The organism is Brevibacillus sp. WF146 (assembly GCF_001673705.2).
Classification (GTDB): domain Bacteria; phylum Bacillota; class Bacilli; order Brevibacillales; family Brevibacillaceae; genus Brevibacillus; species Brevibacillus thermoruber.
Genome location: NZ_CP109943.1, coordinates 2,053,010 through 2,079,454, shown reverse-complemented (window position 1 = coordinate 2,079,454; position 26,445 = coordinate 2,053,010). Strand labels below are relative to the sequence as shown.

Below are 26,445 nucleotides of genomic sequence, written 5' to 3'. Positions count from 1 at the left end.
CCCTTACTTGGCCGCTTTCTGTTTGGCTACGTGTTCCAGACTTTCATCCATGGCGGTGATCAGCGTTTCCAGGATGGCATCGTCGTGCGCCAGCGAGATCGCGTGATGCGAGAGATAGTTGGGAAGGCAGTATACGTTTTTGTGGGCCAATTGCTCGGTGAAGCGCGTGTAATCCTCTTTGCTGCTGGCCGCGGCATCACGATAGTTCGCAATCTCCTGGTCGGTAAAATACCAGTGGAAATGGCCGCCCCGCCCTTGCATTCTGGCGGGAACCCCGTGTTTTTTCGCCAATCGGTCAAATTCTGCCATCAATTGTTCCGTTCGCGTTTGCAGCGTCTCGAAGACACGCTTTTCTTCATACAGCTCCATGAAGGCGAGTGAAGCTGCCAGTGAGACCTGATGCCCGTTGTACGTGCCGATAAACGAGCAGGCACCTTTCCCCGGTGTGACGGTTTCAAAGATTTTCGCTTTTCCGGCGACAGCGGCCAGCATATACCCGTTGGCGATGGCCTTTCCGAAGGTGGCGAGATCGGGGGTTACCCCATAGTACTGCTGTGCGCCTCCCGGGGCGTCGCGAAAGCCTGTCAGCAGTTCGTCAAAGACCAGAAGGATGCCAAGCTGGTCGCAAATGCGGCGCAGCCCCTGCAGGTAGTCGCGTTTCGCCGGAATGTACCCCACATCAATCATCGTCGGCTCAAGAATGACGGCGGCAATCCGGTGCTGATTCTCCGTCAGCAGTGTTTCCGCTGCCGTCAGATCGTTGAACGGCAACACCAGCGTGCTTTCCACCACGTCTTGCAAAAGGCCGACCGAACCGGGCAGGGATTTGGGCGCGGAAGCATCGCCCGCCTTGGTCAGATCGGGCCATGTGCTGACATAAACGGCATCGTGCCAGCCGTTGTATGCCCCTTCGATGACCGCCACATGCTGTTTGCCGGTATAGCTGCGGGCAATCATCATCGTGTGCATGGTCGCTTCGGTTCCCGTGTTCGTGAAGCGGACCTGCTCTGCCGTCTTGACAAAGGAAAGGAACCTTTCCGCCGCCTTGACGCTCAGCTCCGTTTCCAACCCGGTTACGATGCCGCTTGCCATGTAGGACGTCATGCGCTCCTTGAAATCCTTGTCGTTGTGCCCCAGAATGACGGCGCCGTTGCCCATCACCACGTCGATGTAGCGATTCTCGTCCAGGTCCCAAATATGTGCCCCCTCCGCCTGTTTGTAGTAGAGCGGATGAGGAAAGCGGAAGCGGGAATTGGAATGAACTCCTCCCGGCACCAGCATGCTCGCCTTTTCGTACAGCTCTCGCGATTTCGTATGGTTCATACATGACACCTCTTTATCCGTATTGTTTTACCGTATCCGCCGACAGCATGTTGGCATACAGGAACTGATAGAACTGCGTTCGCTCTTCCTTGGGCACCCGCCGGTATGCCTCGTGCACCGCTTCGTTGCCGCGCCAGTAACTGTAGATGAACGGCGCCCGCAGGGAATGAGTGATAAATCGCAGCCGGGAGGCGATCCAGCTCTCTTGACCGAAGGCAAACTCCCTAAGGAAGGCGCGTGCTTCCTCCAGTGTTTTGTGCTCCGCATGAATCATATGGGCAGCGTTCAATCCGGAGATCGAGCGAATCTGCTGATAGACTTCGTAGATCTCATCGTCCGGAGTCGTTCCCCACTGGATAAAGCGCATGCCGTTGTCGGCAATGCCTTCGAAAACCGGACTGGAGGCCGTATTGGTGATGACCAGACCAGCATCAAGCGGCAGGGTGCCCGCTTTGACGCCCAGCTCCCGGATGCGCATGTGCGTGGTGTGGCCGGGAAAGCATTCGTGTGTGACCAAGTGCCTGAGCGCCTCATAGGTGTAGGACAGATCACCGTTGAGGTACATCTTGCTGTTCACGTAATCACAGTAGGCCTGGTAGGGAACCCCGTAGACGATTTCCGGCGTGACCTCGATATCGGCCATCTGCGGGAACAGGTGCCGAACGACCTGTTCTTTGGCTTGATCCAGCAGTTCCTTTACGACAGATTCCAGTTCATCATGAGGCACGCGGCGCGCTTCTTCCCAGGCCGCGACCTTCTCCTGCAGGCTACCGCGAAACCCTCGCCAGGACAGCAGATCGTCCAGCTTCTGATGCAGGCGGGATCGTTCGGAACGAGGGACCGGGTTTTCGTTTACATACAGGAAGCCCCGTACTTTTTCGCGAAACGGGATGTCCCTGCCGGAGCACCATTCGGCCAGCGCGAGCAGCGAACCGATCTGCTGCTGCATGTAATTGCGGCGCATCTCATTTTCTACCGCGAGATACCGTTTTCTCAGCCCGATCAGATCCTGGCGCACTTGCTCCCAGCTCTCGTACAGATGGGGCGTTTCATCGGTCAGATTGATGGGGACCAGGCCTTCCCGGTCAAACGATGCCTCGTTCGTCGACCCGTGCCCTTCACGGTACAGCTTGTCCATTCCCAGCACGATGCGGCAGTACTCGCGGGAGAGCCTCATGTCGAGCGGATCATGCTTGACCATGCGGCTTACTCCTCCTCGGCGGTATCCAGATTTCCGATCATGAACCCATAGTCCCCCGGATTCACCTTGTGCAGAAGGCCCCGCATGAGAATGACCAGATTCCGCTTGAACGGCGTGCGAATCACTTCCAGTTCCTCAAAGGTCTGCGGATTGTACGTTCGAGCCAGCACCTGCTCGCCCTCTATAACGGAACCGACGGCGCTGAAGTCGAAAGCCGGCACCATGATGCCCCCCTGTGTCGGACGGATAATCCGGATCTCCGTCATCACCACCTGCTTGGGCGCCGGCTCCACGTCACCCGGCAGCATCTTCAGATGGCGCATGCAGTTGAAGATACCGGAAACCCCGCGCTCCACGTCCCGTTCAAAGTTGGGGCCGCCCCCTACTTCCACCGTCACGCTGGGAATGCCTTTTGCTGTGGTATAGGTCGCGGTCGTCCCCTCATACGGATGGCTTGGACGGTAGAGCACCGGAAAATTGAACGCCCGGGACAGGGCCTCGTCATTTTGGATGTACACGTAATCGACAATCGGCACCGCGCCTCCCGCGTGCAGATCGATGTAGGCGTCCAGCTTGTCAAGGAATTGGGTGGCGATCACGTGGGCCATCTGTTCCGTTATCCATCCCTGCGGGTCGCCCGGGAACACGCGATTCAAGTTGTTCATGTCGAGCGGCGTGTTTCTGGTCAACGACTCGAAGGCAAGCGGGTTCGCCACCGGCATGATCATCACCATACCGGAGAGTTCTTCTTCGTTCAGCCGTTCGTATACCCGGCGCAGGATCTCTGCGCCGATGATTTCATCCCCGTGAATGACCGCAGACAATCCCAGCACCGGTCCCGCCTTTTTTCCATAAATGGTGTGCAGGGGCAGTGTCACCTTCATCCCGTTGGACAGATGGGTGACCGGTATTTCCGTATAAGTGCGTGCTGCAGCGTTCATGTGATCATCCTCCTCTTAGTTTCGTTTCCGTTTGGTGTCCGTCAAATCCCGGATACCGTCGCCCAGCAGGTTGAACCCGAGGACGGTAATCATGATCGCGATGCCGGGATAGATGGACAGGTGGGGCGCATCCTGCAAAAATTTCATGCCGAATGCCAGCGTCCAGCCCCAGCTTGATTCCGGCGGCTGAATGCCCAAGCCGAGAAAGCTGAGAGTCGCTTCGGCCACAATCGCCTGCCCCAGCCCCAACGTCGCTACCACGACGATCGGCGCCAGGCAATTGGGCAGAATGTTGTAAAAAATGATGCGAAAATCGCTGGAGCCGATGGTGCGCGCCGCCTGCACATACTCTTCTTCCTTTATAGCGAGAACGTTGGCGCGAACCAGACGGGCGTAGCTGGTCCAATACACGAGCGCCAGCGCAATGATGACGTTTTCGATCCCCGGGCCGAGCGCCGCCACGAAAGCGATCGCCAGCAGCAGCACCGGGAAGGACAGGACGATGTCGACGATGCGCATGATCAGCGTGTCCAGCCATCCCCCGTAATAGCCAGCGATCAGGCCCAGCGTGACGCCGATCACCAGTGCCAGCCCGACGGAGACGATCCCGACTTCCAGCGACACGCGGGCCCCGTACAAGATACGCGTGTACAGATCGCGGCCAAATTGATCCGTCCCCAGCAAATGGCCTCCCTCCGTCGGCTTGAGCAGCCGGTCTTTGACGTTCATTTCATAGGGATCGTGCGTGGCCAGAATGGGGGCGCAGAGCGCAGCCAGAATCACGGCGATCACGATCGCGCCACCGATCAGCACGGCCTTGCTTTGAAGTACAGTCCGAAGCACGTGTGGATTCATCACCCTCCCTCCTTATCTCTGCTGTATCTTGGGGTTGACGACAGCGTACAGAATGTCGACGATCAGATTGGTCAATGCGAACAGGAACGCAATCACGAAGACGCTCCCCTGGACGACCGGAAAATCCCGCTGACTGATCGCCGTTACCACCAGCCGCCCGATACCCGGCCAGGCAAACACGGTTTCGGTGACGATCGCTCCGCCCAGCAGATTGCCAAACTGCAGGCCTACGATCGTAATCACCGGGATCAGCGCGTTGCGGAAGGCATGCTTGACTACCACCATAAAGCCGCTGACACCTTTGGCTTCCGCCGTCCGCACATAGTCCTCCTTCAACACCTCAAGCATCGTCGAGCGGATCATGCGGGTGATCAGCGCGGCGCTCATGACGCCCAACGTAAAAGCGGGCAGGAAGATCTTGCGCAGGCTGTTGACCAGATCGTACACATTGCCGGTGGTCATGGCCGTCCACAGCGCCTCCGTCAACGGTTCTCCCCGTCCGAACGACGGAAACCAGTTGAGATTGACGGAAAACGCGATGATGAGGAGCATCCCCATCCAGAACACAGGCATGGACACGCCCAGTTGAGCAAAAAACATGCTGACGTAATCCAGCCAGGAAGACTGCTTGACCGCCGAGAGAATCCCCAGGGGAATGGAGATGACTAGCGCGATCAGCATTGCCAAAACGGCCAGTTCCAGGGTAGCGGGCAGATGCTTGGCAATCAAATCGAGAACAGGCTCGTTTTGAAAGATGGACGTCCCCAAGTCTCCCCGGAGGATGTTTTTCAGAAACACCAGCATCTGTACATGCAGGGGTTCGTTCAACCCCAGGAGATTTCGCAGCCGTTCCATCTCGCTCGGACTGGCATCCTGACCGAGCAGGACCATCGCGGGATCACCGGGGATCATGTGAAGGAGCAAAAAGACGATGACCGAGATGCCGATGACGACAGGGATCAGTTGAAACAGTCGTTTTACGAGATACGTGACCAACGGGATCGCTCCTTACTCGTTGTGCAGGGAAGGAGGCGAAGAGCCCCTCCTTTGCTCATTTTTTCACTTCCACGTCTTTGAGGCTGTACAAGCTCCCTTTCGGATGCTCCTTGAATCCGGTCAGCTTGTTGGTGAACATGGCAACGTATCCTTGATAAAGAAGGACGTCATAGGCGACTTCGTCCGTTACAATCCGGGCGGCTTCCTGATAAATCCTGGCCCGCTCTTCCTGATTCAGTACGGCTCTGCCCTTCTCCAACAGCTCGTCCACTTTCGGATTGCTGTATTTGCCGTAGTTGTTTTCGCTCTTCGAATGGAACTGGCCGTACATCGCACGGTCCGGATCGACGAGGCTCAGCCAGCCGAGCAGCGCGATGTCAAACTTTTGCGACATTACGTTGGAAGAAAACGTCGGCCATTCGGTTGTCGAAACCTTGGCGTCGATCCCCGCCTTGCTGAATTCATGTTGCAGATATTCCACCGTTTGGATCCGGTTCGGGTCCTCCGTATGAGTGGAGAGGGTCAGGCTCAGTTTTTTGCCCCCCTTGTCCAAAATCCCGTCCCCGTCGCTGTCCTTCCACCCGGCTTCCGCGAACAGCGCCTTGGCCTTTTCAGGGTCGTAGGGGTACCCCTCGATCTTGTCGCTATACGCCCAGGATGGTGGTATCAGCGGCGATTTGCCCGGCTTGTCCATGCCCTGATAGAGTTCCTCGGAGATCACCTTCTTGTTGACGAGGTGTGCGATGGCCTGGCGTACCTTCACATCGGAAAGGATCGGGTGGGTGGTGTTGAAATTGAGATACGTGAAACCCAATCCTTCCGTTTTGATGACGGTGAAGTCGCGGTTGTTTTGGATTTTCGCAATATCCTGCGGCGACAGCGGGGAGTGGACAAAATCGACATCGCCAGCTTCCAGCGCCGATACGCGCGTGCTGTTGTCGGGAATGATGAAGTACGTCACTTTTTTGGTTTTGGGCGCTCCTCCCCAGTACTGATCATTCGCCTCAAACGAGATTTTGCTGTTTTTCTCCCATTTCACCAACTTGTACGGGCCGGTTCCCACCGGATGGGACGAGAGGGATTGATCCGGTTTTTCGGCAACATGCTTCGGCACAATCCCGAGATCCAGATAGCTGAGAAGCGGTGCGTACGGCTGTTTCAAAGTGAATTTCACCGTGTAATCGTCTACCACGTCCACTTTGGAAATGGGGGCATACAGCTTGGCGTACGGTGCCTTGACATTCGGATCGAGCAGGGAATCGTACGTATATTTGACATCCGCTGCAGTAAAGGGCGTTCCGTCGTGAAACGTTACCCCTTTGCGCAGGGTAAAAATCCATGTGGTCGGATCAGGATTTTCCCATTTTTCCGCCAAAGCCGGCTGTGGTTCCATTTTGTCGGAGAGACGTACAAGACCGTCATACACCAGATCGATGACCCTGGCTGACGACGAGTCGTGGGACAGCCGCGGATCCATCGTGCCGGCATCCACGTCCAGCCCTACTCTGATTTCGTCCGCTCTGTCGCTCGCCGCTTGCTGGTCCGAGCCCGGTTTGGACGCCGATTGGGCAGGCGGCTCATAGCTGCAGCCTGCCAAGGCGGCGGAGACGATCATCAACATGGAAACAATGGCGCTTACGCATTTCCTCTTCATCACGCAATATCCCCTTTCGTGTTTTTTGCATAGGAGCGTACCTGTTTCTATCCCTCGCGAATGTCGATGTACCTCACCTCCTTGGGACTTAGCGTCAGCACCTCGCAGCCGGTATCGGTTACCACCACAACGTCCTCGATACGGACACCGAACCGCCCCGGGAGATAGATGCCCGGCTCGATCGTGAACACCATGCCCGGCCTCATCTCATCCAGGTTGTGTTGATGCAAAAACGGCCCTTCATGGAGTTCCAGCCCCACACCATGTCCGGTTCGATGCGTAAAATAGCGGTCATAGCCCCTGGCGGCAAACTCTTTCCGGATCATTCGATCAACGTCGGCGAAGCGGACACCGGGCTTGATCATGGCAATCGCCTCCTCCTGCGCCGCTAAAACGATCCGGTAAACCTCTTCAAACTCCTTGTTGGGCCTGCCGTAAAACTGCGTTCGCGTTATGTCGGAGCAGTAATGCTGATACACGCCGCCCATGTCGATGACGATTGTCTGATCGGGAATGAGTCCGGCGGCTCCGCTCTCATGGTGCGGATGAGCGCTGTTTTTTCCGAACCCGATAATTGGCGGAAAGGACAATTCGCGCACCTGATGCTCGCCAAAGAAGCTGCGAATGGTTTCCGCCATCTGCAGTTCCGTCGTGGGGAGATGCTGCAGTTCCACCACCTGGTGCATGACCGCATCGGCGATTCGGGCCGACTGGCGCAGGATGTTGATCTCGTTTTCATCTTTGATCTCGCGCAGCTTTTCCACGATGCGGCTCTTCACCGGCTGAAGCCCGGGTTGTGCGTGCATGAGATCGATCAAAAAGGAGCTGACCCAGTTCTGGTCGATTCCGATGATGCCCGTGCCGCTGACGTATTCGCTGAGCAGGGCGATGGGATCATTCTCGTCCGACCAGACGACTAATTCGATTTCGTCGGGAAGGGTCAACTGGCCTTGGAACATCTGGTGAATGAACAAAGCAGGCGGCTTGTCTTGATCCAACAGCAGGCAGCACATGCGCTCTCCCGTATCGATCCGCTGGCCGGTCAGGTAAAACAGGTTGGCTGTTGAACTGACAATCAGTTGGCTCATCCGTTCCGCCTGCATGCTCTCCATGCAGCGCTTCAATCGTCCTACAAATGGTTTCATAACAGGATGCTCCCCTCCGATCATGGCAACAAACGAATGCAAAAAAACCAAGCCAAAACACCGTCCCGCAAGACGGCTGGGGACAGTTGAATCAGCTTGGTCGGAACATTCCGGGGTATGAATAGGGGCTGCTTATCCACTGGAATGTCAGCTCGCTGGTTGCATCTTTTGTCATCGACTACGTCAAATCTGTGATTCATTATAGATTGAATTTAATCATATTTCAATAATATTATTTTTTTAAGTATTATTAAAATATTTTGGACCGATCAAGCAGCAGACACATGAATCCTCATCGCGGGGATCATACGTCATCCTTGCATTCCTCTCTGACAAATGTTGTCACACAAAAAAACCAAGCCGAAACAATCCATCGGCCATCGAGCAGATGGATGAATCAGCTTGGTCGGCAAGTTCCTCGCGAGATGAACAGGGGACGCCTGTCCACCGGAACTTCGGCTTGCTGGTTGTATCTGTTGCAATCGCTGCCAAAAGAAGAGGCTTTATTCAGTATACTCCGATCACGCGCAATTTTCAATCTATTCGTTTTTTACCGCTGCTCCTGTTTGGCACCTGATTCCGCATAGACCATCGATTTGTAAATTTCAAATTGGTTGTAGGCATCCCGAATCGCTGATATAATTGCCTTTTTGCCCAATCCGAAATACCGTTTCTCAAATGTTTGAATAGGAAGATCCACCCCGTTCTTGAGATCATGACCTACCAAAATGCTTTTGATGAAATCGTTGCACATGTTTGTTACGAACGTACAGGAAGCGTTGACGATCTTGTCCGTTTCGGGGTCAATTTCAAATCCAACCCCCATCACCCCGTAGAGATTCTTGGCCGCCATGCCATCCGGCAGCCGGGCGTAGCCCGTGCAGAAAATCGTATGATGGTTCCCAGAACCCAAAGGCAGTGTCCTCCTTTCGCTGCTGTTTTTAAGTATATATCTTACTATTCTTTTGCTGAAATGCCTACAGCCAAAATGAAAACGTCAGAGGGCCAAAAAGCCCCGCGACCTCAACCGATCAAAACAAACGTCCTGCCCATCCGAGCAGGACTGGTCGTTTGGATCAACCGGCCAACCCAGCCGGTTTCTCCTCCATTCCGTGGATTACCCTGAAACCTCCCGATCCATGATGATGTCTGCCGGTTGTGTAATCAGATGCTTCTCCGGTGTGGACAGGCGGCTGGCGGCAGCAAGACGGCTCGTCCAGAACAACAGGGGATTCGCCTCATAAAGGCTGTGCTTGAAATGCAGCTCCGTTTCTCTGGTGATGGTCGTCAGCGGTACCTGATACGTCTGCAGCCGCCGATACTCGCACGCATCGTTGGAACGTTCTGGACTCTGCCGAATGAGAAACGACAAGCCTTTTAAGCGTTGGCGCCTGTCCACGTAAAACACGCTTTTCCAAAAGCCGAAGGGAACTTTCACCTGGCAGCCTGGTCGGCCGTGCACGCCGCAGTACTCTTCGTCGTCGTCCTTGAAAATCGGTCCGGTGATCACGATCAGTTTTTTCTCGCTTTTCAGACTGTTCAGAATCCAATCCTCCAGGCAGTTCCAGACCCCCGTGTTGAAGTTGTGGTGCTGCAGTACGATATTGGCGTAGCAGAACGAGTCGTGGTTGGCTTTTTCCGCTTCGCGCCGCTCTCCCCAGCAGACATCTCTCCTGCGCGTCAAATGTCCCTTGTCATACTCATTCTGTGCATAATATTCCGGTCCGACCTGGTTCTCCGCCCCGATGCGGTCATCCACATGCCATGATTGGTTATCGCGGGGCACGTTGATCAATCGGCTTTCATCCACGCATGCAGCGGAATAAACCGCAAACTTCCGCCGTCTGTTCATCACAATGGAGAAGTGGGTAAAGTCATACACCCTTCCGTTTTCCAACGCGTCTTCCGCCGTTTTTCCCAGCAGCAAAGGCAAAGGAACGTCGTGCGGTTCTCCCAGAAAAGCGGGATCATAGCCCATACCCGATTCCTCCCTTTCTCCGTCGTGAAAAGTGTTCAAGCCGCATTCGCTTCGCTGCGTTTACTGCGTCAGCATTTCGGCAGCCGGTCAGTCGAATCCTTTGACGAAAGAAGGGAGGTTTTGTAAACGGGAACGAACGCGCGGTTCGACAACCCGAAACGTTTCCAACAACGACGAAACCAGTGTGCCCCGGCATCATACCGACACACACTGGCCGCTTCGTTTTTTCAAGAGGTCAATGCGAAAGGGGCATCGGGCGTTTTACGTTTTACTTTCTTTGATTGAGAAGCTGAACGATCTCTTCCTTCATCTTCCGGGCTTCAAACAGCGCACGATCGTCGCCCATGATGTCCCCCGGCCGATTGGCCGAGCCGATCACATATCCGCCAAAATCGATGGAGACAAAGTCAAAAATGTACTGGAACTGCTGTACCAACGGGAGTGCCTTTACGCGCGGGTTGTCACCGCCGACGATAATCACATATCCTTTCTTTCTGCTCATCTCTTCCTTGAAGTTCGGTTTGTCGCGCAGGCTTTGCGACCAGCGATCCACAAAATCCTTCATTCTCCCCGACATGCCATACCAATACAGGGGAGTCGCAAAGATGAGAATGTCGTGGGAAAGGACCTCGGATATGACCTGATCGTAATCGTCATCAACCGGTTGAAACCCTTCTGCCGTGTGACGCCGGTCCTCGATTGCCTCGATGCGCTTGTCACGCAGGTATATTTTGGTGCAGGGGAGCCCCTCTACGACGAGATCGGTGAGGTGGCCCGTGTTGCCATTCGCACGGGAACTTCCATAGATGGCCAGAACTTTCATCCCTGTTTCTCTCCATTCCTTGTCAAGATGAATGCCAACGTTCGATTATGCCCAAAGCTGGAGTTTTTCCCTCGGCGATTGGGACAAGGCTATCATACATGAAAATCCATCGGTCCATCCACCCGCTGATGGTTGAAATACAACCGAAGAACGTAAAAAACCTGCTGCATCGCCTTTACACATTCATCCCGATTTCGGAACGAGAAATCGATCGTTCTGATATCAATTGGCAATGTCTCTTTATTTTCGTATACAAAACGGGTTAACAGCTTTTTCTCCGTATCCTCAACCAGATAAGGCACGATCCAGGCTTCTTGGGGGAAATGCGTAAACACGATCTGCATCCGGTCTCGTTGGTACACCACCTCGCCGCCAAACAACAGATGATCGTCCATATGAATCCGTTCAAACGAGTGTTCGGCCATGAATCGATCAGCCAACTCTATGTAAATGGCATTGGCGTCGAAGATTTCGATTCTGTTTTTCCTGATCCACGGATCACCGATTTTCTGAAAGAACCGCAAGATTTCTTCAAGGTGCCGCCGCAGCTCACGTTCATCGGCATAGTCAATGGAGTCTGCAGAGAACCTCTTTCTGTTTGTTGGTTCGATGAAGACAGCCCCTACTTCGTCAAGCTGGTCTTTCGAAAGTGTGGACATGTAATCAAACGACACCCAGGAAATCGTTTCAAACCCCAAAGCCTGCCGGAAATGCTCCACACTGATCAAGAGATCGTCTATTTGCGCATTTCGAGCGTGGAGACCGTTTTTCAGGCGGGCCAAAGCCACTTCATTTACAGCCAGTTTCTTCAGCAGGGAAAAATTCGCATGGTCGGTGTTGCTGTGATCGTATGTTTCATAGTTGATCTCCAGGGTGCCTTTCCGTTTGCCATGCTCAAACAGATCATAGTGCCATCCGTGATCCTCCGCATGGATGAAGTAAAACGAATGGGTCTTCAGTTCAGCGGACAAATACCGCGCCTGTTCCGCACCGCTTTCGGCTGCGTTTTCCGTTGCAACCGCAAGCCACTCGCCATTGGCCGGAAACAGTCAGGAATGAACGTGCAGCTTGCGGAGCGCGCTGCTTGCTTTCGCTTTGTTCGTTTCCCTGATCAGAATCGCAAACGTGAATTCACTCAATGGGTTTTCCTCCTTTGGTTCCGCGACAGAGCGATGCGTGGCGGTTCTCCCTTCTCCACTTTCTCGCCAGTTCCCCATGAAATCGGCGAGCGGCCATGCCAAACCGGCTGTGACGGTTCCACAATCACCCGGCGTGGCAATCAGATTTCCTGCCGTTCAACCCGCGCGAGAATGTCGGGAATTTCGTACAGATTTTTGGCTTGAAATAATGTGTGTGTGCCACATCAGGGTGGTGCCACGGAAAACCGCTGCTTACTAACGGTTGAGATCATCCAGGGTAACGTCGCAATCAGGGTCTATTTCGTGTAAGGCTTCGAGCAAGGCACTGCTCCACTTCCCCCCTCGGCGATACCCTAACGTCCCGTCAAAATCCCATAATAACACCTTGCTGGACATCCATTTCCCCCCTGCCGCTCCACAAGTGGTGAATCCACACTCTCCTAAAAAAAGACCCCTTTACACAGAGTTATCGGCGAATCGTCGCAACTCCATGAGAAAGAGGTTGGGGATCGTCCTATAAGATGTATATACAACATGAGCGTACCGACGTCGTTTCTCTCCGAAACCGTATGGCCGATATCGATGCTTCCGACATTCAACGCTTCCAGAAGCTGCGGCCCTCCCGGAAATTCGGTCCATTCCACCTTCACGCCGGCGTCGGCCAGGCGCTTCTCCAGCCAGCCCTGCGCCTTCAAAACATTCATCGTGCCGTATTTTTGAAACCCGATGCGGATGACCCGCTGCCCTTCTGCAGCAGATGTGGCGGCAGTCTCTTTTGGCGTCTGGCTGCCGCAAGCCGTCAACGCGGCGAGCAGGCAAATCGTTGTCAGCAAAGCGGCGATCACGTTCTTCATGGTTCAAACTCCTTTTACTCATGATTCAGGCACAAAAAAACACGGTTCATCATAAACCGTGTCTCCGGTGGTCCGGTCGAAACAATTACTAACAATTCCTATGTGATTAGTTGTATTTATGGTTGTATACTACCACCGCCCCTACATGCTGTCAATCCTTTTCCGGGGACGCTCGCCCTCTGTCATGGCATAGTCAATCATATGCAGTCCCTGGGCTTTTCGTTCATGAAAAAAACGCCGTCCCCATGCCGTCATAATAGCCCGAGTGAGCCATTCTCCTCTGCCCGTTTTCTTGATAGGGTAAAAAGGGAGTGATCACTCATTCAAGTCAGGTGAATCTCATGAGACGAATCGTTTTGTGCTGGATTATCCTTTTGATGCTGATTGGCACAGGTTCTCCCCCTGCGTTTGCCCATGCCGGTCTGCTGGCTACCACCCCCCGAGACGGACAGGTCGTGCAAACAAGCCCCGGGGAAATCACGCTGGAGTTCAGCGAGCCGCTGGAAGAAGGGCTCATTGATCTCAAGCTGTACGACGAAAACGGCCGCCCGATTGCGCTGGCAGGGCCGAATCTGGCTGCGGGCGACGCCGCCCGGATGCGCGCTGAACCGCCGAAGCTGCCCGATGGCACGTACACCGTGGTCTGGTCCGTCGTCTCCGAAGACGGCCATCCGGTCAACGGGTCCTTCTCGTTCTCGGTCGGGCGGTCCGCGTCCGGTACCATCGCCCCCGTATCGGATGGAACGTCCGCCCTCATCGACCGCACCCTGGCGGTGATCCGCTACGTCGTGGAAGGAACCCTGCTGTTTGGAGCCGGACTCCACTGGCTCTCCTGGCTCGGCCGACGACGCGGCTGGCCCGAAGGTGTGCGCGAGATCGGACGCGGGCGGCGGGCGGTGTGGTTCGTCCTCGTCGCCGGATTGATCGCCGAAGGGTTTCTCTATCTGGCCGCCCTGCCGGGGAACGGTCTGGCTTCCGTGTTTCAGAAAGGACAGTGGACGATCCTCGGACAGTCCCCCTTCCTCTGGATGGTCGGAGCGCAGCTTGCGCTCATGCTTCTCGCCGCCGTGCCGGGCATGATGGAAGGCTGGTACCTGGTCATGTGGGCGCTGGCCGTCGGGGCGCTGGCGTTTGGCGGGCACGCGTGGGGCATACAGCCGGTGTGGCTGGCCGCATCGTTCCGAATTCTGCACCTGTTCGCCCTGGCGCTCTGGCTGGGGGCGCTGACCTACCTGCTCCTCGCGATGCGCTGGGAAAGGAAAGCCGGCGCCGCCATCGAATGGGGGCCGTTTCGCCGGTTCTTTGTCCGGCTGGCGCTCCTCGCGTCTGCCACTGCGCTGCTCTCCGGCGCCGCCATGACCATCCAGCAAACGGATTGGGCGGTCTTGTGGACCAAAGGGCAGACGTGGAGCGTGCTGCTTGGCCTCAAGGTGACGCTGACCGCCGTGATGCTCGTGCTCGCGATCACGCAGACCCTGCGGTGGCGAAAACACGGCCGCCTGACGTCTCCCGCCCTGCTGCGCTGGGAGTGGGGGGCAGGCGCGCTGGCCCTGCTGGCCGGAGTCTGGATGAGCCAGTCGGCGTATCCCCTGCCGGTGACGTCCTACACCAAAACGTTTCCTGCCGGTGACGCGCAGGTGGTGGTGCAGATCCCGCGGGTGGCGGCCGGCACGCAGATCATGACCATCGAGTTCCCCGCACCGATGACCGAACCGCGGCAAGTCCTGGTGCAGGTATCCAAGCCGGACGCAGAGGTGAACAGGCAGCCCATCCCCGCCGAGCGGACAGGTACGGGGCGTTATCAGGCGGACATTCCGTTTTCCATGTACGGAACGTGGACTTATCGGATCGACGCCGCCTTCCACAACGGAACACATGCAGAATTCACCGACACGCTGTTTATACCTGGAGGAGGAGAAACACGATGAAAATGAACTGGAACAAATGGGTAAGCACGCTCGCCGTTGCCGGAGCGCTCCTGACCTTTGCGGGAACGGCCAGCGCCCATGTCACCGTCTGGCCGAAGGAAACGAAAGCGGACTCCTATGAACGCTATACCGTTCGTGTACCGGTAGAAAAGGACAGCAACACCGTCAAGGTGCGTCTGGAATTCCCGGCGGGTGTGAAAGTGGGCACAGTTCTGCCGGTCCCCGGATGGACCTACGAATGGGAAAAAGACGCGGACGGCCGGTTCAAGGCGATCACCTGGACGGCCACAGCCGGCGGGATCAAGCCGCATGAATTCATGGAGTTCGGCCTCTCCGCCAAAAACCCCGGCGAACCGGGCACCCTGACATGGAACGCGTATCAGACGTACGCCGACGGCACGGTCGTCGAGTGGATCGGTGCCGCAGGCTCTGACACCCCGGCGCCTACCGTCGCGGTAAAGGAAGGGACCCAGCCAGCAGATGACCACGCAGATGCGAACAAAACAGAGGGGAACCACGAGGCCGGTCACTCAGCGGCTCCTGCCGGACAGAACAGCTCTTCTGCGTCCGGCAGCACGCTGCCGCTGGTTCTCTCCGGGCTGGCGCTGCTGGTCTCGGTGATCAGCCTCTTCCGGAAAAAAGCGTAAGCGGCGCGCAGGCTGGCAACCTTGCCATCCGAGAGGTTCCTCAACCGATAGCCCTCCCGCGGACAAATCCGCAGGAGGGCTTTGCTTGTTCCATGGTCGGCATTTACTTGAGCAATTGTATGATTTGCTTAAACGTGTCGCCTTCTGCCATTCTCATCAACTCGAACAGCGCGGTTTCCACACTCGTCCAGGCAATGCCGGCCGCCTTCATTTTCTCCAGCCCGATTTGCTTGTTGGCGAAGGTACGCGACGATACGGCATCCGCAACCACCTGCACCTCATATCCCAGCTCTTGCAGCCCGATGGCCGTTTGATAGACACAGATATGGGTTTCGATTCCTGCCACCAGTATCTGCCGTCGTCCCGTCGCCTTTACCGCCCGTGTAAAGGTTTCGGTTTCGCATGCGTTAAAGGAACGTTTTCGAATCGGTTGGATCCCGGTCATCCACTGCGCCACTTCCTCGACGGTGGGCCCCAATCCCTCGGGATACTGTTCCAGCCAAACCACGGGAACGTCAAGCATGCGCAATCCCCGAATCAGCTTGACCAACTGTTCGATCATCGATTCGCTCTCATGGACAATCCGCGCCAATTTCCCTTGGACGTCAACCAGCACCAGTAACGTCTCTTCTTTCCGAAGCATACTCGCCCTCCCAAACGTCGATGGTCATCGTCATTCCTCGCACGCCCTTTTGGTCAACGATCCTGTCTGCCCGTCACGCTTTCGCATTCCTGTTCTCAGAGATCGTCATTGACACAGGTTTCACATTCCTTGCAGGTTCCTTCCCATTTCGCAAAACACTTCAACTTGTGCAAAATGTGTTTCTTCTGACTTTCCATATCGTAATGGCGAACGGCTGACATCCGCATGGCTTCCGGCGAACCGCCGCCATGAAGGCTGATCAGCGCGTAAAACCCGCCTTCCTTCGACGCTGTCAAATCCTCGAGGAACCGCGCCATTCGGATGCGTTCCTCCGCCGTTACACCGTGCTTTCCGACCAGGTACCGATCGATCAGTTCCCCGGCCTCCGGAATCGCCATGTCTTCCGGGGTGGGCGCCGTCGCCACGATCCCTCCGCTGATTTCATGGGCAAGCCGGAACAAATCATAGACCTGCTCGGCCAGCATCAGTTTGCCGATGTTGGACTGCACGGCATCGGGCACGAAATTGCCGGCCACCGTCTTGCGGCCGTAAACGGAAGCCGCGACTCCCGTTGCGTAAAACCCCTCGGTGATGCGAATCAGTTCGCCCAGGTTTCGCCGGATATGCGGAACATCCGTGTGAGGCAGGCCATTGTACTCGGCCATGAGCGCCGAGGCCCCGATGATCATGTCGCCCAGACCGGCACGGGCGCCAATGCACGAATGCCGGTGATGATTCGCAAACGCCTCGGCCAATTTCCCCGTGTATTCCCACTCTCCGCACAGAAATACCCTGTCCCACGGAACAAAAACATCGTTGAAAATGACAAGGGCAGTGGACTGTCCAAAATTGGAGCTGAACGGAGCTTCGGCGTCTTCCGGGCGTCCGGCCGGTTTTGCGATGATTTTGATCCCCGGTGCGTCAACCGGAACGGCAAAAGACACGGCGTAGTCCCCGTCTTCCTTCTGCATGGCCCGGGTGGGCAGCACAATGAATTCATGGACATACGGAGCGCCGGTGATATTGGCTTTGGCCCCGCGCACAACGATCCCGTTCCGATTCCGTTCCACCACGCGCACGTACAGGTCGGGATCGGCCTGTTCATGAGGCCGCTTGCTTCTGTCCCCTTTTGCGTCGGTAACGGCCGTTGCGCACGTCAGGTCGTGTTTCTGCACGTGCAGCAGATACTCCTGAAACGCGGAAAAATAGTTTGTGTGTTTATCCGCGTCGATCATGGCGGTGATTTCGGCCAATGCGCCAAGCGCGTCGTGCATGAGGTAGCGCTGCCCGCATCCCGTCCACTTGCAAATCAACCGCACCATTTCCAGTTTCTTCAACAAGTCGTCTGTGCTGTAGTCAAGGGCATTCAAGCGATTCACCTTTGTTCCATCCGCCAGTGCAGCCAGCATGATATCCTGGTGCTTCGGGTGGTGTGCCAGTTCGTACGTCACGGCGATGGCGTTAATGCCCGGTTGAAACAGCGGTTCGTCTGCGACGCGTGTCACTTTCTTCCCCCTCACCTGAACGTCCGGATTGTACTCGTTCAGACTGGAAACATACTCTCTGCCGGTCATGAGTTTCATGCTCGTCTCTCCTCCTTTTCCTCACAAAGTCCGTTGGCAAACACGCGAACAACCCCAACGATCAGAAGCACCACCCCTTTTGCATACTGACTAGTTAGTTGGCGCGGCGGGAAAGAAAAGGAAGCGCCTGCGTTATTGCAAAAGCGCTTGCAGCAATTCCAATCGTGTGGCGATGTAACGCTCCAGGGTAAATTTCTTCGATAGGGACCACCGCCGAAACGCCCACATTTGAGCCTGCACCAGAATATCTTCAGCGATGAGCGGAACCGATCGGGGATCGATCGAAAACACGCCGCGTTCAATCCCCAGCCTGATGTGGTTCTCCAAATGGCTGCACAGCCGTTGTTCCCGGCTGAGGAACGAGCTTCGGGCCGCTTTCTCCAACGAAGCGGTTTCCTGATACATGAGGACAACGTAATCCGAGAGCTGGTCCACAATCCGGTACAGTGCGGTAACCGATTTCGCAATCACCTCCATCGGGTCGAGATCTTCTACCGCGACGGCGTACAGCGCTTCTTCGATTCGTGAATGGATATGGCAGCAAACCAAGTACAAAATGTCCTGCTTGTTTTTGACATATTGGAACATCGTCCCCGCGTTCATGCCGGCCAAATCCGCTATTTCCTTGGTGGTTGCCGCATGATACCCCTTTTGGGTAAACACGGTTACGGCCACATCAATAATCTCCGCTCTTCTCTTTTCCACCAGATCCGGATCTTTCACTGACGTTTCCACGACATATTCTTCCGTGTGCGTTCCGCTCATCCGATTTCCTCTTTCCTGTTTGTTGACGTTTTCCCGCAAATGCCAACTGACTAGTCAGTTTTTTAAGAATTTTACCAACAGTTTCTTTCTTTTGTCAATAGCCGTGCGAAACATCCGATACATACAGGTGGCTTGAGGGAACCGCGGCGTCATCGGAATCCCCACCTTTGATCTCCTCACCCCGATGCCGTGACAAAGCCGGGCCATCCGCAGACAGCCCGGCTCTCTTCCCCTCCGATCCGACAATTACCTGCCGCTCTTGTACACTTTCACCTCGTATACATGATGGCTGGAACTGATGAGATAATCCGGCTTCGGCTTGCCTCTCGCCTGCCTGTGGCCTTCCAGATGGGCTTCGCTCAACTCCCATTTTTTCCATGCCTCTACGGATTCCCAGCGGATCATGACGATTACTTCTTCTTCTCCTTTTCTGCTCTTCTTGACCAGAACGCTCAGATCAACAAATCCCTCCGATTTTTCAACGGCTCCTTCCCGGCTGAACCGCTCCACCACTTTATCGGAGGTGCCTTCTTTTACGATCAGGTTCTTGGTTTCCACAAACACCGCACTCACTCCCTTCTATTCCTGAAACAGCCATTTCAGCGCTCCGGGGAACCGGCTGCGGAAGCAGGAAAGCTCGTGCCGGCCGCCTTTCTCCACATGAAACCTCAGTCGTTTCCCGCTCAACCCGCTGTCCTCCAAAATGGCGTACGCTTCTTTTGTTCGCGCGACCATTTCCCGCTGAATGGTCTGCTTCCCGTACCCTTCCAGACTCCCGACATCCAGATAAAGTTTCAGCCCGGTCTGCGCCATTTTCTGCGCGCGCATGTAGTCTACAAATCCTTCGTACCAGAACGAACCGGAAATCGAGCCGATTTTGCCGAACACGCCGGGATACAGGTACGCGGCGTACATCGAAACGAGGCCTCCCAGCGATTTGCCCATGATCCCCGTCTGATCGGGACGGCGATTCGTTTTGTACCTGCTGTCGATATACGGCTTCACCTGCTCGACGATGAACGAGAGGTATTCCGCTCCCCTGCCGCCAAAGTCACCGAATTGATCCGACAAGGCCTTGGCAAACCAGGGGGTGTACTCATGAATCCGGTTGACCGGTTTGATGCCGACCATGATGAGTTCGACCAGTTCTCCGCCGGCAAACATCCGCTCGATTTCATGCAGGGATTCGCAGGGACACGGGGATGAATCCGCCTGATCGGCAAACAAGTCGCCGCCATCGTGCACGTAGACGACCGGGAACGATGCGGCACCATCCGAATACGAGGGCGGCAGATAGATCGACAGTTCCCTCTCCCTGAAATGATCGGTGACGATTGTGCCCCTCACGGCAGGTACCTCCTACACTTTCGCCCGAAACAGCAAGTAGACGAAATAGGGAACGCCCACGATGGAAATGACGATTCCCACTGGCAGTTCGACCGGCGTAAAGACGGTTTTGGCAATAAAATCGGAAATGACGACAAGCAGCATGCCGACCAGTCCACAAACCGGAATCACGCGGCGATGATGCAAGCCGACCAGCCGCTTGGCGATATGCGGAGACAACAGTCCGACAAACCCGATGCTGCCGGACACGGAAACGCACGCGCTGACAAGCCCGATGCTGCCGATCAAGAGCACACTCTTCTCTTTTTCCGTACGCACGCCCAGACCTATGACGCTCTCTTCTCCCAATTGAAGCACGTCTAGGAGCGGCGCTTTGCGGAAAATCACCGGAACGAAAACAAGAAACCACGGAATCATGGACACCACATAGTCCCAGTTGGCGTTCCAAATACTCCCAGTCAGCCACACCGCCGCCATTTCGTAATCCTGTGGATTCATCTTGAGCGACAGATAGATCGTCAACGCGGACAGCCCGGATCCGACCGCAATCCCGACGAGGATCAGCGTACCGGGGTCCAGTCTTCCGCTTCTCCACGCGAACAGGTAGATGAATCCGGCGGCCATCAATCCGCCCGCCAGGCCGAACATGGGCATCGCCATAATGGAAAGCAGGCCTGCCCCGGTCATTTTCCCTTCAAACAGAAGCATGAAGAGGACGCCGGCGAACCCCGCTCCCGCATTGATGCCGAGAATGCCCGGATCGGCCAACCCGTTCTTCGTAATCCCCTGAACGACGGCTCCGGCGATCCCGAGGCCGAAACCGACAAACGCGGCAATGACAATGCGGGGAAGACGAAAATCGAAAACGACCATGTCGTGCTCCGGAACCGGATCGATGCGCATCAGCGTTTTGATCACATCGGTGACCGTCAGATCGAACACGCCGTTCGTCAGGCTGACATAGACGGCGGCAAACAAGAGTCCCACGCCGGCGAAGAGCGTCGCCCAATAGCGTCGTTCTGTGCTGCTACGCATGTTTCCCCCCTCCTCTCGTGCGGATCAGGTAGAGGAAAAAAGGAACGCCGAAGATCGCACAGACAACGCCGACCGGCGTCTCAAACGGGTCATTCAGGAAGCGGCTCAGGACATCGGCAAGCCCCAAAAAGACGGCGCCGAGCACACCGGAGCACGGGACGATCCAGCGATAGTCCAACCCGACCAGAAATCGGGCCACGTGCGGAATGATGAGTCCCACAAACCCGATTTTCCCGGCCAACGCGACGGAAATGCCGGTCAGGATGACGACGGCAGCGGTAGCGGCCGCTTTGATCAAGGTGGTCCGCTGTCCTAGGCTGACAGCGGTTTCGTCGCCCAGCGCAAGCACGGTAACCGATCGGGAAATGAGCAGGGCCGTCACGATTCCGACGAGCGCAAAGGGCACGGCCACCTTGATCATGCCGGGATCGATCTGGTGCAGCCGGGCGTTGTACCAGAAGCTTACATTTTGCGAGACTTGAAAATAGCTCGCGAGCGCCGCCGATGTGCTGCTCAGAAAGGTTCCGGTCACGGTGCCGATAATCGCCATCCGCACCGGCGACATGCCGTTCGGCAGAAGGGACGCCATTCCAAACACGATCCCCGTCCCCAGTGCCGAGCCGATGAGCGAAAACACGATCATGTCCAAAGACGAAGCGTCCGGCAGCAGGATCATGCAGAGGGTAATGACGAACGCCGAACCGTCCGTCACGCCCATAATGGAAGGGGACGCCAGATAGTTTCTTGTCATCCCCTGCATGAGTGCGCCCGACATGGCGAGGAACGCGCCGATCAGAATCGCGCCGACCGCTCTCGGCAGTCGGGAGTGCATCACAATCTGATGGTTCACGTTGCCGGCGTCAAAATGAACGAACGCCTCCCACACCATGCTTGCCTGAATATTCCGTGCGCCGTACAGAATGGATACCAGAACGACGAGTGCGATCGCAATCGGTGACAGCCCCAAAATAAGGGCCGGCATCGGAATGTTTCGTCTCATGTCCGTTTACACGCCTTGTTCAACATTATTGGTACAGCTTCTCCACGGCGGCCTTCAGAAAGTTGATTTTGCTCCATGCCGTACCGCCCTGGGCAAGCGGATCGACAACGTTGACATACACCCTGTTGTTTTTGACCGCATTGATGCTCTGCCAGATCGGATTGGCCTGTACCTCTTCCAGCGCTTTCGGATTCTCCTTGTTTTCATCCTGGGAGAACTGTACAAACAGGTAATCCGGGTTCATTTCGCTGAACCTTTCCAGGGAAATGGTCTCCTGCGCTTTTGCCGCTTTGATCGGTTCCGGCACCGGGAGGCCCAAATCCTTGTACAGGGTGTCGTTGAAGTATACATTCGCAGGGTAGATGTTGATATTGCCCTGTCTGTAGCGGATGACGACAACCTTTTTATCCTTCAGTTTCTCCCCCAACTGCGCTTTGGCCGCCTCCACATCCGCCTTGTATTTCTGCAGCGTCTGTTCGGCCAGGTCCTGTTTGCCCGTCAGTTCCGCCAGAAGGCGCAAATTGGCCTCCCAATTCGTGGAGATGTGGGAATACGGAAACGTCGGCGCGATTTTGACCAGCTTTTCCGTTACTTCCGGCTTGAACTTCGAGGTACCCAGGATGACATCCGGCTTCAACTGGAGAATCGTCTCAAAATTCGGCTGCGTCTTCTCGCCGATCGACACCGTCGACCCGGTAATCTCCTTGAACATGTCCGGGAATTTTCCCCCGACGGTAATGCCGCCGACCGGTTGAACGCCAAGCACGACGGCGTCCTCCATCGCTTCCAGGCTCCCGGTGATGACAATCCGTTCCACCTTTGCCGGGACGGTGTATTCCTTGTCCAGATAGCGGACGGTTCTCGTCGCTTGCTCAGCCGTATTTCCGGCGGGCGCCGCCACCGAATTGCCCGCGCTGTCATTCCCTCCCGCCGTGGCGGTCTTGTCAGTAGAACCGCAAGCCGCCAAAAACAGCATGAGCAGGGCGACCAGCCCCGTGCCTGCACGTTTCATTCCCATTCTCATGTGCAGCAAATCTCCTTTCAGCATGTGCTTCGATGATTGAGGATGATTCTCATTGCTAATTTTAAGGACGAACAACCATGATGAACATGGACGAAATACGGAAATCAATATGGACGATTTCCAGACAGCATCCGCACACACTCCTCCACAATCCGCTCATGGGCGGAGGCGGAATATTCGCGCCACGGGTCCGGCGGGATCACATACACGCGGTTGTTCCGAACCGCCTTCAACTGCCGCCACTCGGGGGTCTGCCGCAGTGCTTTCCAATACGACAGCGTTTCAGGCTCCTGGCGAATCATCAACAGCAGGCGATCCGCATCCACTTCCGCCAGACGGCCCAGCTCGATTCGCTGATTGTAGACGTCGCTCTCGCAGCGGTACGCGGGCACCATCCGCAGGTCTCCGTAAAAGACCGCGGCCATGCTCCGGTTGCAGTATGCATACAGGTGCTCGTTCCGCATACGTACGATGAGGAATGTGTCGCCGCCCGTCTCGTTGGCAAGCTGTTCCCGGGCAGCCTCCACCTTCCGCTCGTAGTTCTTCAGCCAATGTTCCGCCTCCGCCGATTCGCCCAAGAAGCGGGCCACCATCCGAAGCTGCTCCCGCCAATCGTTCTCCATCGACGGTACATACAAAACGGGGGCGATTTCCTCCAGCTTCTGTTTCTCGCCGGGATCCACCGTGTCCATGCTGATGATCACATCCGGCCGCGCCTGCCTGAGCATGTCGATATTGGATTCCCAGTGTTCATTTTGACGGTATGCACTGAGATGAACCGCTATATCGCTCCGGTACGTCTGGTAGTAATAGGAGGTCCATTTCGGGTGAAGCGGCGCCGCGTACGGGATGATCCGGAGCGCCAGCAGGTGACCGACAATCGGGGCGCTGTAGGCGGCGATCTTGCGGCGGCGGCTCTTCATGTACACGGTAGGCGGCACGCCGACTTCCTTTTTGAATTTTCGGCTGAAATAAAACTCGTCGTGATAACCGACCTGATGCGCGATGTCCCGCAGTTTGGCACCGGATCGCGCCATCAGCGTCTTGGCCCTGTTGACGCGAAGTTGGGTCAAATAGTCGATCGCACTGATGCCGTACGTTTTTTTGAACAGATCGACAAAGTATTTCGGGCTGACTCCGGCAAGATGGGCCAGCTTCTCAATCGTTACATTTTGGTCAAAATTCTGATCCATGTACGCTTTCGCGCGGGCAAGCGAGGATTTTGAATCTTCCGCTGGAAGGCGGCCGCTTTTCAACAGGCAGTAAAGCAGTTCCTGAAACGCGATCTGACTGCGGAACCGCTCCAGCACGTCGCCGCTCTGCCAACAACGATTCACGATCTCGCACAAAGAGAGAAGCTGGCTGCTGGCGGATGCGGGAAATTCCCCCTCGACCGGAAACGGGCGCTGTTCCCGTACAACCTGCAAATGCGAGTTCCTCTTGCCGGCCTGACGGAAGACGTCGAACCTGAACAGGAACATGTCCAGTCCGTGCGACGGATCGGCCGACACTCCGAACGTCTCCCCGGGCGGACAGACATACACGGCGTTTGGCCGCAGTCGGCCATCATAATGGTCCATCGTGATGGTTCCCCGCCCTTTGGTCACGACCAGAAGAACATGGGAAAGGGTGAATTGCTGTTCCCCCCTCAGATCGCCGTCTCCTTTTATCCGTTCGAGATCCCGAAGGCGAAACAGAAACTCATCCACCGGAAGCACGTCCGTTTCATGCGTATCCGGTTCATTGTAGAGGGATAGCACATTGGATCACCATCCTTGTTCGAAACCCGACGTTTTGATGATAATAGTTATCATTATCATTGAGATTATATCAAACTGTCCGGCGTTTTTAAACGCCGCCTCCGTTTTGCCGAGCATTTGGCCGCTCCCCCCTTTTACGGCTCGTTTTGTGTTCCGCTTACGTCCAAGGTTCCACAACGTCCAAGCAAAAATCGCCTCTTGGTAATACAGTATGCATAGTTCAAGGAAAGGAGGGAAAGCCATGGGTCTCTTTCGCCGAAGGGAAGAATTTGCGTTAGTCTTGGTGCTGTTTGTGCTGCTGACGATTGTCGGATGTTCGTGCGACTGATCCAGGGTGAACAAGAAAAGGGAGAGCGCCTGCTCTCCCTTTGCCGTTTGGCTTGCCCCTTGCGCCAGGCTGGACCATCGGGCTCATTCTTCACCCTGTCCGCTTCCAACAGTCCGTAGCCCCGTAAAAACGGAGAATCGGTCCCCTTGTGTGCGCTCAACGTTACATTTCGTGGATTTTTTCCCACAACTGCCTTCCCTTCTCCCATACGTCTTTCCAAAAATGGGTCCACGACGCTTTCTCATGGCCTTCCTTCTGCATGTCTCCTACCAGCAAGAAGTATTCGCGAATGCCGGAACAAATGGCTTTCGAAAGCTCGGCCTGCTTTTCAGGGCGGGTCATCTGCTCCCGATCCAGCGCGTTGCTGATATATCCCATTTCCACAATCACGGTCGGGCAAATGGAGTGCCGCAGCAAATAATACGTCTTCCCCACTTTCGGTTCTTCCTTTTTGCCATACAGTTCGTTTAACTGATGCTGCAGGATGTCCGCAAGCAGGAAACTTTGATGGTTTTGCTGATACAGCACAAGTCCCCCGCGCATGTTTGGGTGTCTTGACCAGTTCACATGCAGGCTGACCATGGTTTGCGGGACCAAAGCGGCGGCCAGGCCCCGCCGTTGCGCCAAATCGCGCTTGTGGCGGGATGACGTGCTGGACCACCGATTTTCGTCGCTCAGTGCATAATCCCCGGTGCGATTGAGAATCACCTGATACCCTTCGGCCGACAATTCATGATACACTCTTCGCGCGATATCCAAATTGATGTGTTTTTCGTACAGGCCTTCGTGCGAGGTTCCCCCGTCAATCCCCCCGTGTCCCGCATCAATGACGACATGGATGGGAGAAATCACCTGACTGGAGGCAGTGGCGTGCGCAGGATACAGGAGCAGAATCGCCGTGAAAACGACGTACTTTCGCATCATTCTCCCTCTACGTTCCCTTTCCGGCTTTTTTTCGTAGTATGTTCCAACGGAAAAGCGGACATGCACAAATCCCCCCTCTCGATCCGTCCCTTTTCCGCCAAAAAACCCGCCTCCGCTGGGGAGACGGGTTTTTGTGACATCGTACTCCAGTCCTCAAAGCTCCCGGGATTGATCCCGCCCCTCGGCAAGAGCGTCCAACTGCATCAGCCGTTCATTGATGACCTGAATCTTTTGATAGACCTCCGCACGCGTCTGCCAATTCACATGTGCGGCACACACTTCCTTTACCAGTTGATCGCGAAGCAGCTCCAGGGCGCTTCCATCGGTCGTGGCCAATACTTTTGCGTAAAATTCCCCGTTCATGACGTCCTGCCTCCTTTACACAGAATCAACACCATCATACGGCGAAGCATTCCGGCAGGTTGTAGGCGAAGAAACAAATTCAGGGCGGGCCTCCTCTTTTGTACTTCAGCCCGCTGCATCCTCTCCGCTTCCGCCAGGCGACCATGTACGGGCCCTGACGATCCGGGTCACGCAGCGGACAAAGGACTG

At 55.7% G+C, this 26,445-nt stretch carries 27 protein-coding genes; 4 read left to right on the top strand and 23 right to left on the bottom strand.

Going from position 1 to position 26,445, the window contains the following annotated elements; all coding sequences use genetic code 11:
* Positions 1-3: 3 nt before the first annotated feature.
* The 11 genes from A6764_RS10345 to A6764_RS10295 form a co-directional block, all read right to left on the bottom strand.
* On the bottom strand, positions 4-1,323 hold the full coding sequence (locus A6764_RS10345) for an aspartate aminotransferase family protein (protein WP_065066589.1): 1,320 nt from the start codon (positions 1,321-1,323) through the stop codon (positions 4-6).
* A gap of 13 nt (positions 1,324-1,336) precedes the next feature.
* Positions 1,337-2,524, bottom strand: coding sequence for a hypothetical protein (locus tag A6764_RS10340; protein ID WP_065066590.1), 1,188 nt, complete (start codon positions 2,522-2,524; stop codon positions 1,337-1,339).
* Between the two features lie 5 nt (positions 2,525-2,529).
* A complete protein-coding gene (locus A6764_RS10335) occupies positions 2,530-3,465 on the bottom strand; it encodes a succinylglutamate desuccinylase/aspartoacylase family protein (RefSeq protein WP_065066591.1) in 936 nt (311 codons plus the stop codon).
* Positions 3,466-3,480: 15 nt separating this feature from the next.
* Positions 3,481-4,320 (bottom strand): nickel transporter permease, encoded by an 840-nt coding sequence (gene nikC / locus A6764_RS10330; protein WP_052660213.1) that lies wholly within the window; start codon positions 4,318-4,320, stop codon positions 3,481-3,483.
* Between the two features lie 12 nt (positions 4,321-4,332).
* On the bottom strand, positions 4,333-5,316 hold the full coding sequence (locus tag A6764_RS10325) for an ABC transporter permease (protein ID WP_044898180.1): 984 nt from the start codon (positions 5,314-5,316) through the stop codon (positions 4,333-4,335).
* Positions 5,317-5,371: 55 nt separating this feature from the next.
* A complete protein-coding gene (locus tag A6764_RS10320; RefSeq protein ID WP_065066592.1) occupies positions 5,372-6,970 on the bottom strand; it encodes an ABC transporter substrate-binding protein in 1,599 nt (532 codons plus the stop codon).
* Positions 6,971-7,017: 47 nt separating this feature from the next.
* Positions 7,018-8,115 (bottom strand): M24 family metallopeptidase, encoded by a 1,098-nt coding sequence (locus tag A6764_RS10315; protein WP_065066593.1) that lies wholly within the window; start codon positions 8,113-8,115, stop codon positions 7,018-7,020.
* 550 nt (positions 8,116-8,665) lie between these two features.
* Positions 8,666-9,028, bottom strand: a complete 363-nt coding sequence (locus tag A6764_RS10310) for a DUF3870 domain-containing protein (protein WP_083989741.1) — start codon at positions 9,026-9,028, stop codon at positions 8,666-8,668.
* 204 nt (positions 9,029-9,232) lie between these two features.
* On the bottom strand, positions 9,233-10,093 hold the full coding sequence (locus tag A6764_RS10305; RefSeq protein ID WP_029098851.1) for a DNA/RNA non-specific endonuclease: 861 nt from the start codon (positions 10,091-10,093) through the stop codon (positions 9,233-9,235).
* A 268-nt stretch (positions 10,094-10,361) separates the two neighbouring features.
* Positions 10,362-10,916, bottom strand: coding sequence for a flavodoxin family protein (locus A6764_RS10300; RefSeq protein ID WP_065066594.1), 555 nt, complete (start codon positions 10,914-10,916; stop codon positions 10,362-10,364).
* Between the two features lie 92 nt (positions 10,917-11,008).
* The gene (locus A6764_RS10295; protein WP_141669603.1) at positions 11,009-11,311 is read right to left on the bottom strand and encodes a hypothetical protein; all 303 of its coding nucleotides are present in this window, start codon (positions 11,309-11,311) and stop codon (positions 11,009-11,011) included.
* On the opposite strand from A6764_RS10295, the gene A6764_RS10290 reads away from it, so the two are divergent.
* On the top strand, positions 11,312-12,259 hold the full coding sequence (locus A6764_RS10290) for a hypothetical protein (protein WP_141669604.1): 948 nt from the start codon (positions 11,312-11,314) through the stop codon (positions 12,257-12,259). It abuts the gene before it with no gap.
* A gap of 236 nt (positions 12,260-12,495) precedes the next feature.
* On the opposite strand, the gene A6764_RS10285 is transcribed toward A6764_RS10290, so the two are convergent.
* The gene (locus A6764_RS10285) at positions 12,496-12,909 is read right to left on the bottom strand and encodes a type 2 periplasmic-binding domain-containing protein (RefSeq protein ID WP_065066596.1); all 414 of its coding nucleotides are present in this window, start codon (positions 12,907-12,909) and stop codon (positions 12,496-12,498) included.
* Positions 12,910-13,250: 341 nt separating this feature from the next.
* On the opposite strand from A6764_RS10285, the gene A6764_RS10280 reads away from it, so the two are divergent.
* The gene (locus A6764_RS10280) at positions 13,251-14,837 is read left to right on the top strand and encodes a copper resistance CopC/CopD family protein (RefSeq protein WP_083989742.1); all 1,587 of its coding nucleotides are present in this window, start codon (positions 13,251-13,253) and stop codon (positions 14,835-14,837) included.
* A complete protein-coding gene (locus A6764_RS10275; protein ID WP_319800809.1) occupies positions 14,834-15,484 on the top strand; it encodes a YcnI family copper-binding membrane protein in 651 nt (216 codons plus the stop codon). The genes A6764_RS10280 and A6764_RS10275 overlap by 4 nt, the downstream gene beginning before the upstream one ends.
* A 103-nt stretch (positions 15,485-15,587) precedes the next feature.
* On the opposite strand, the gene A6764_RS10270 is transcribed toward A6764_RS10275, so the two are convergent.
* The 9 genes from A6764_RS10270 to A6764_RS10230 form a co-directional block, all read right to left on the bottom strand.
* A complete protein-coding gene (locus tag A6764_RS10270; RefSeq protein WP_029098842.1) occupies positions 15,588-16,127 on the bottom strand; it encodes a hydrolase in 540 nt (179 codons plus the stop codon).
* 95 nt (positions 16,128-16,222) lie between these two features.
* Positions 16,223-17,710, bottom strand: coding sequence for a 4-hydroxyphenylacetate 3-hydroxylase family protein (locus tag A6764_RS10265; RefSeq protein WP_065066598.1), 1,488 nt, complete (start codon positions 17,708-17,710; stop codon positions 16,223-16,225).
* Positions 17,711-17,842: 132 nt separating this feature from the next.
* On the bottom strand, positions 17,843-18,475 hold the full coding sequence (locus tag A6764_RS10260; RefSeq protein ID WP_065066599.1) for a TetR/AcrR family transcriptional regulator: 633 nt from the start codon (positions 18,473-18,475) through the stop codon (positions 17,843-17,845).
* A gap of 246 nt (positions 18,476-18,721) precedes the next feature.
* Complete coding sequence (locus A6764_RS10255) at positions 18,722-19,039, bottom strand: antibiotic biosynthesis monooxygenase family protein (protein WP_029098840.1); 318 nt, start codon at positions 19,037-19,039, stop codon at positions 18,722-18,724.
* A gap of 15 nt (positions 19,040-19,054) precedes the next feature.
* Positions 19,055-19,822, bottom strand: coding sequence for an alpha/beta hydrolase (locus tag A6764_RS10250; protein WP_065066600.1), 768 nt, complete (start codon positions 19,820-19,822; stop codon positions 19,055-19,057).
* Between the two features lie 12 nt (positions 19,823-19,834).
* Positions 19,835-20,857: a FecCD family ABC transporter permease gene (locus tag A6764_RS10245; protein WP_065066601.1), complete on the bottom strand. Its 1,023-nt coding sequence runs from the start codon at positions 20,855-20,857 to the stop codon at positions 19,835-19,837.
* On the bottom strand, positions 20,850-21,857 hold the full coding sequence (locus tag A6764_RS10240) for a FecCD family ABC transporter permease (RefSeq protein WP_029098837.1): 1,008 nt from the start codon (positions 21,855-21,857) through the stop codon (positions 20,850-20,852). Before A6764_RS10240 ends, A6764_RS10245 begins: the two co-directional genes overlap by 8 nt.
* Before the next feature lie 25 nt (positions 21,858-21,882).
* On the bottom strand, positions 21,883-22,881 hold the full coding sequence (locus tag A6764_RS10235; protein WP_413541976.1) for an iron-hydroxamate ABC transporter substrate-binding protein: 999 nt from the start codon (positions 22,879-22,881) through the stop codon (positions 21,883-21,885).
* Positions 22,882-22,985: 104 nt separating this feature from the next.
* Positions 22,986-24,641, bottom strand: coding sequence for an AraC family transcriptional regulator (locus tag A6764_RS10230; protein ID WP_065066602.1), 1,656 nt, complete (start codon positions 24,639-24,641; stop codon positions 22,986-22,988).
* Positions 24,642-24,882: 241 nt separating this feature from the next.
* On the opposite strand from A6764_RS10230, the gene A6764_RS10225 reads away from it, so the two are divergent.
* On the top strand, positions 24,883-24,969 hold the full coding sequence (locus A6764_RS10225; protein ID WP_035289384.1) for a YjcZ family sporulation protein: 87 nt from the start codon (positions 24,883-24,885) through the stop codon (positions 24,967-24,969).
* Between the two features lie 162 nt (positions 24,970-25,131).
* On the opposite strand, the gene A6764_RS10220 is transcribed toward A6764_RS10225, so the two are convergent.
* The gene (locus A6764_RS10220; RefSeq protein WP_255309615.1) at positions 25,132-25,893 is read right to left on the bottom strand and encodes an N-acetylmuramoyl-L-alanine amidase family protein; all 762 of its coding nucleotides are present in this window, start codon (positions 25,891-25,893) and stop codon (positions 25,132-25,134) included.
* 153 nt (positions 25,894-26,046) lie between these two features.
* Complete coding sequence (locus A6764_RS10215) at positions 26,047-26,256, bottom strand: hypothetical protein (protein WP_065066605.1); 210 nt, start codon at positions 26,254-26,256, stop codon at positions 26,047-26,049.
* Positions 26,257-26,445: the final 189 nt, after the last annotated feature.

Coding starts and splice junctions, on each gene's coding strand:
- A6764_RS10345 (WP_065066589.1), bottom strand. CDS start 1,323: ATGAACCATACGAAATCGCGAGAGCTGTACGAAAAGGCGAGCATGCTG.
- A6764_RS10340 (WP_065066590.1), bottom strand. CDS start 2,524: ATGGTCAAGCATGATCCGCTCGACATGAGGCTCTCCCGCGAGTACTGC.
- A6764_RS10335 (WP_065066591.1), bottom strand. CDS start 3,465: ATGAACGCTGCAGCACGCACTTATACGGAAATACCGGTCACCCATCTG.
- nikC (WP_052660213.1), bottom strand. CDS start 4,320: ATGAATCCACACGTGCTTCGGACTGTACTTCAAAGCAAGGCCGTGCTG.
- A6764_RS10320 (WP_065066592.1), bottom strand. CDS start 6,970: ATGAAGAGGAAATGCGTAAGCGCCATTGTTTCCATGTTGATGATCGTC.
- A6764_RS10315 (WP_065066593.1), bottom strand. CDS start 8,115: ATGAAACCATTTGTAGGACGATTGAAGCGCTGCATGGAGAGCATGCAG.
- A6764_RS10305 (WP_029098851.1), bottom strand. CDS start 10,093: ATGGGCTATGATCCCGCTTTTCTGGGAGAACCGCACGACGTTCCTTTG.
- A6764_RS10300 (WP_065066594.1), bottom strand. CDS start 10,916: ATGAAAGTTCTGGCCATCTATGGAAGTTCCCGTGCGAATGGCAACACG.
- A6764_RS10295 (WP_141669603.1), bottom strand. CDS start 11,311: ATGGACGATCATCTGTTGTTTGGCGGCGAGGTGGTGTACCAACGAGAC.
- A6764_RS10290 (WP_141669604.1), top strand. CDS start 11,312: ATGAATCCGTTCAAACGAGTGTTCGGCCATGAATCGATCAGCCAACTC.
- A6764_RS10285 (WP_065066596.1), bottom strand. CDS start 12,909: ATGAAGAACGTGATCGCCGCTTTGCTGACAACGATTTGCCTGCTCGCC.
- A6764_RS10280 (WP_083989742.1), top strand. CDS start 13,251: ATGAGACGAATCGTTTTGTGCTGGATTATCCTTTTGATGCTGATTGGC.
- A6764_RS10275 (WP_319800809.1), top strand. CDS start 14,834: ATGAAAATGAACTGGAACAAATGGGTAAGCACGCTCGCCGTTGCCGGA.
- A6764_RS10270 (WP_029098842.1), bottom strand. CDS start 16,127: ATGCTTCGGAAAGAAGAGACGTTACTGGTGCTGGTTGACGTCCAAGGG.
- A6764_RS10265 (WP_065066598.1), bottom strand. CDS start 17,710: ATGAAACTCATGACCGGCAGAGAGTATGTTTCCAGTCTGAACGAGTAC.
- A6764_RS10260 (WP_065066599.1), bottom strand. CDS start 18,475: ATGAGCGGAACGCACACGGAAGAATATGTCGTGGAAACGTCAGTGAAA.
- A6764_RS10245 (WP_065066601.1), bottom strand. CDS start 20,857: ATGCGTAGCAGCACAGAACGACGCTATTGGGCGACGCTCTTCGCCGGC.
- A6764_RS10240 (WP_029098837.1), bottom strand. CDS start 21,857: ATGAGACGAAACATTCCGATGCCGGCCCTTATTTTGGGGCTGTCACCG.
- A6764_RS10235 (WP_413541976.1), bottom strand. CDS start 22,881: ATGAGAATGGGAATGAAACGTGCAGGCACGGGGCTGGTCGCCCTGCTC.
- A6764_RS10225 (WP_035289384.1), top strand. CDS start 24,883: ATGGGTCTCTTTCGCCGAAGGGAAGAATTTGCGTTAGTCTTGGTGCTG.
- A6764_RS10220 (WP_255309615.1), bottom strand. CDS start 25,893: ATGATGCGAAAGTACGTCGTTTTCACGGCGATTCTGCTCCTGTATCCT.
- A6764_RS10215 (WP_065066605.1), bottom strand. CDS start 26,256: ATGAACGGGGAATTTTACGCAAAAGTATTGGCCACGACCGATGGAAGC.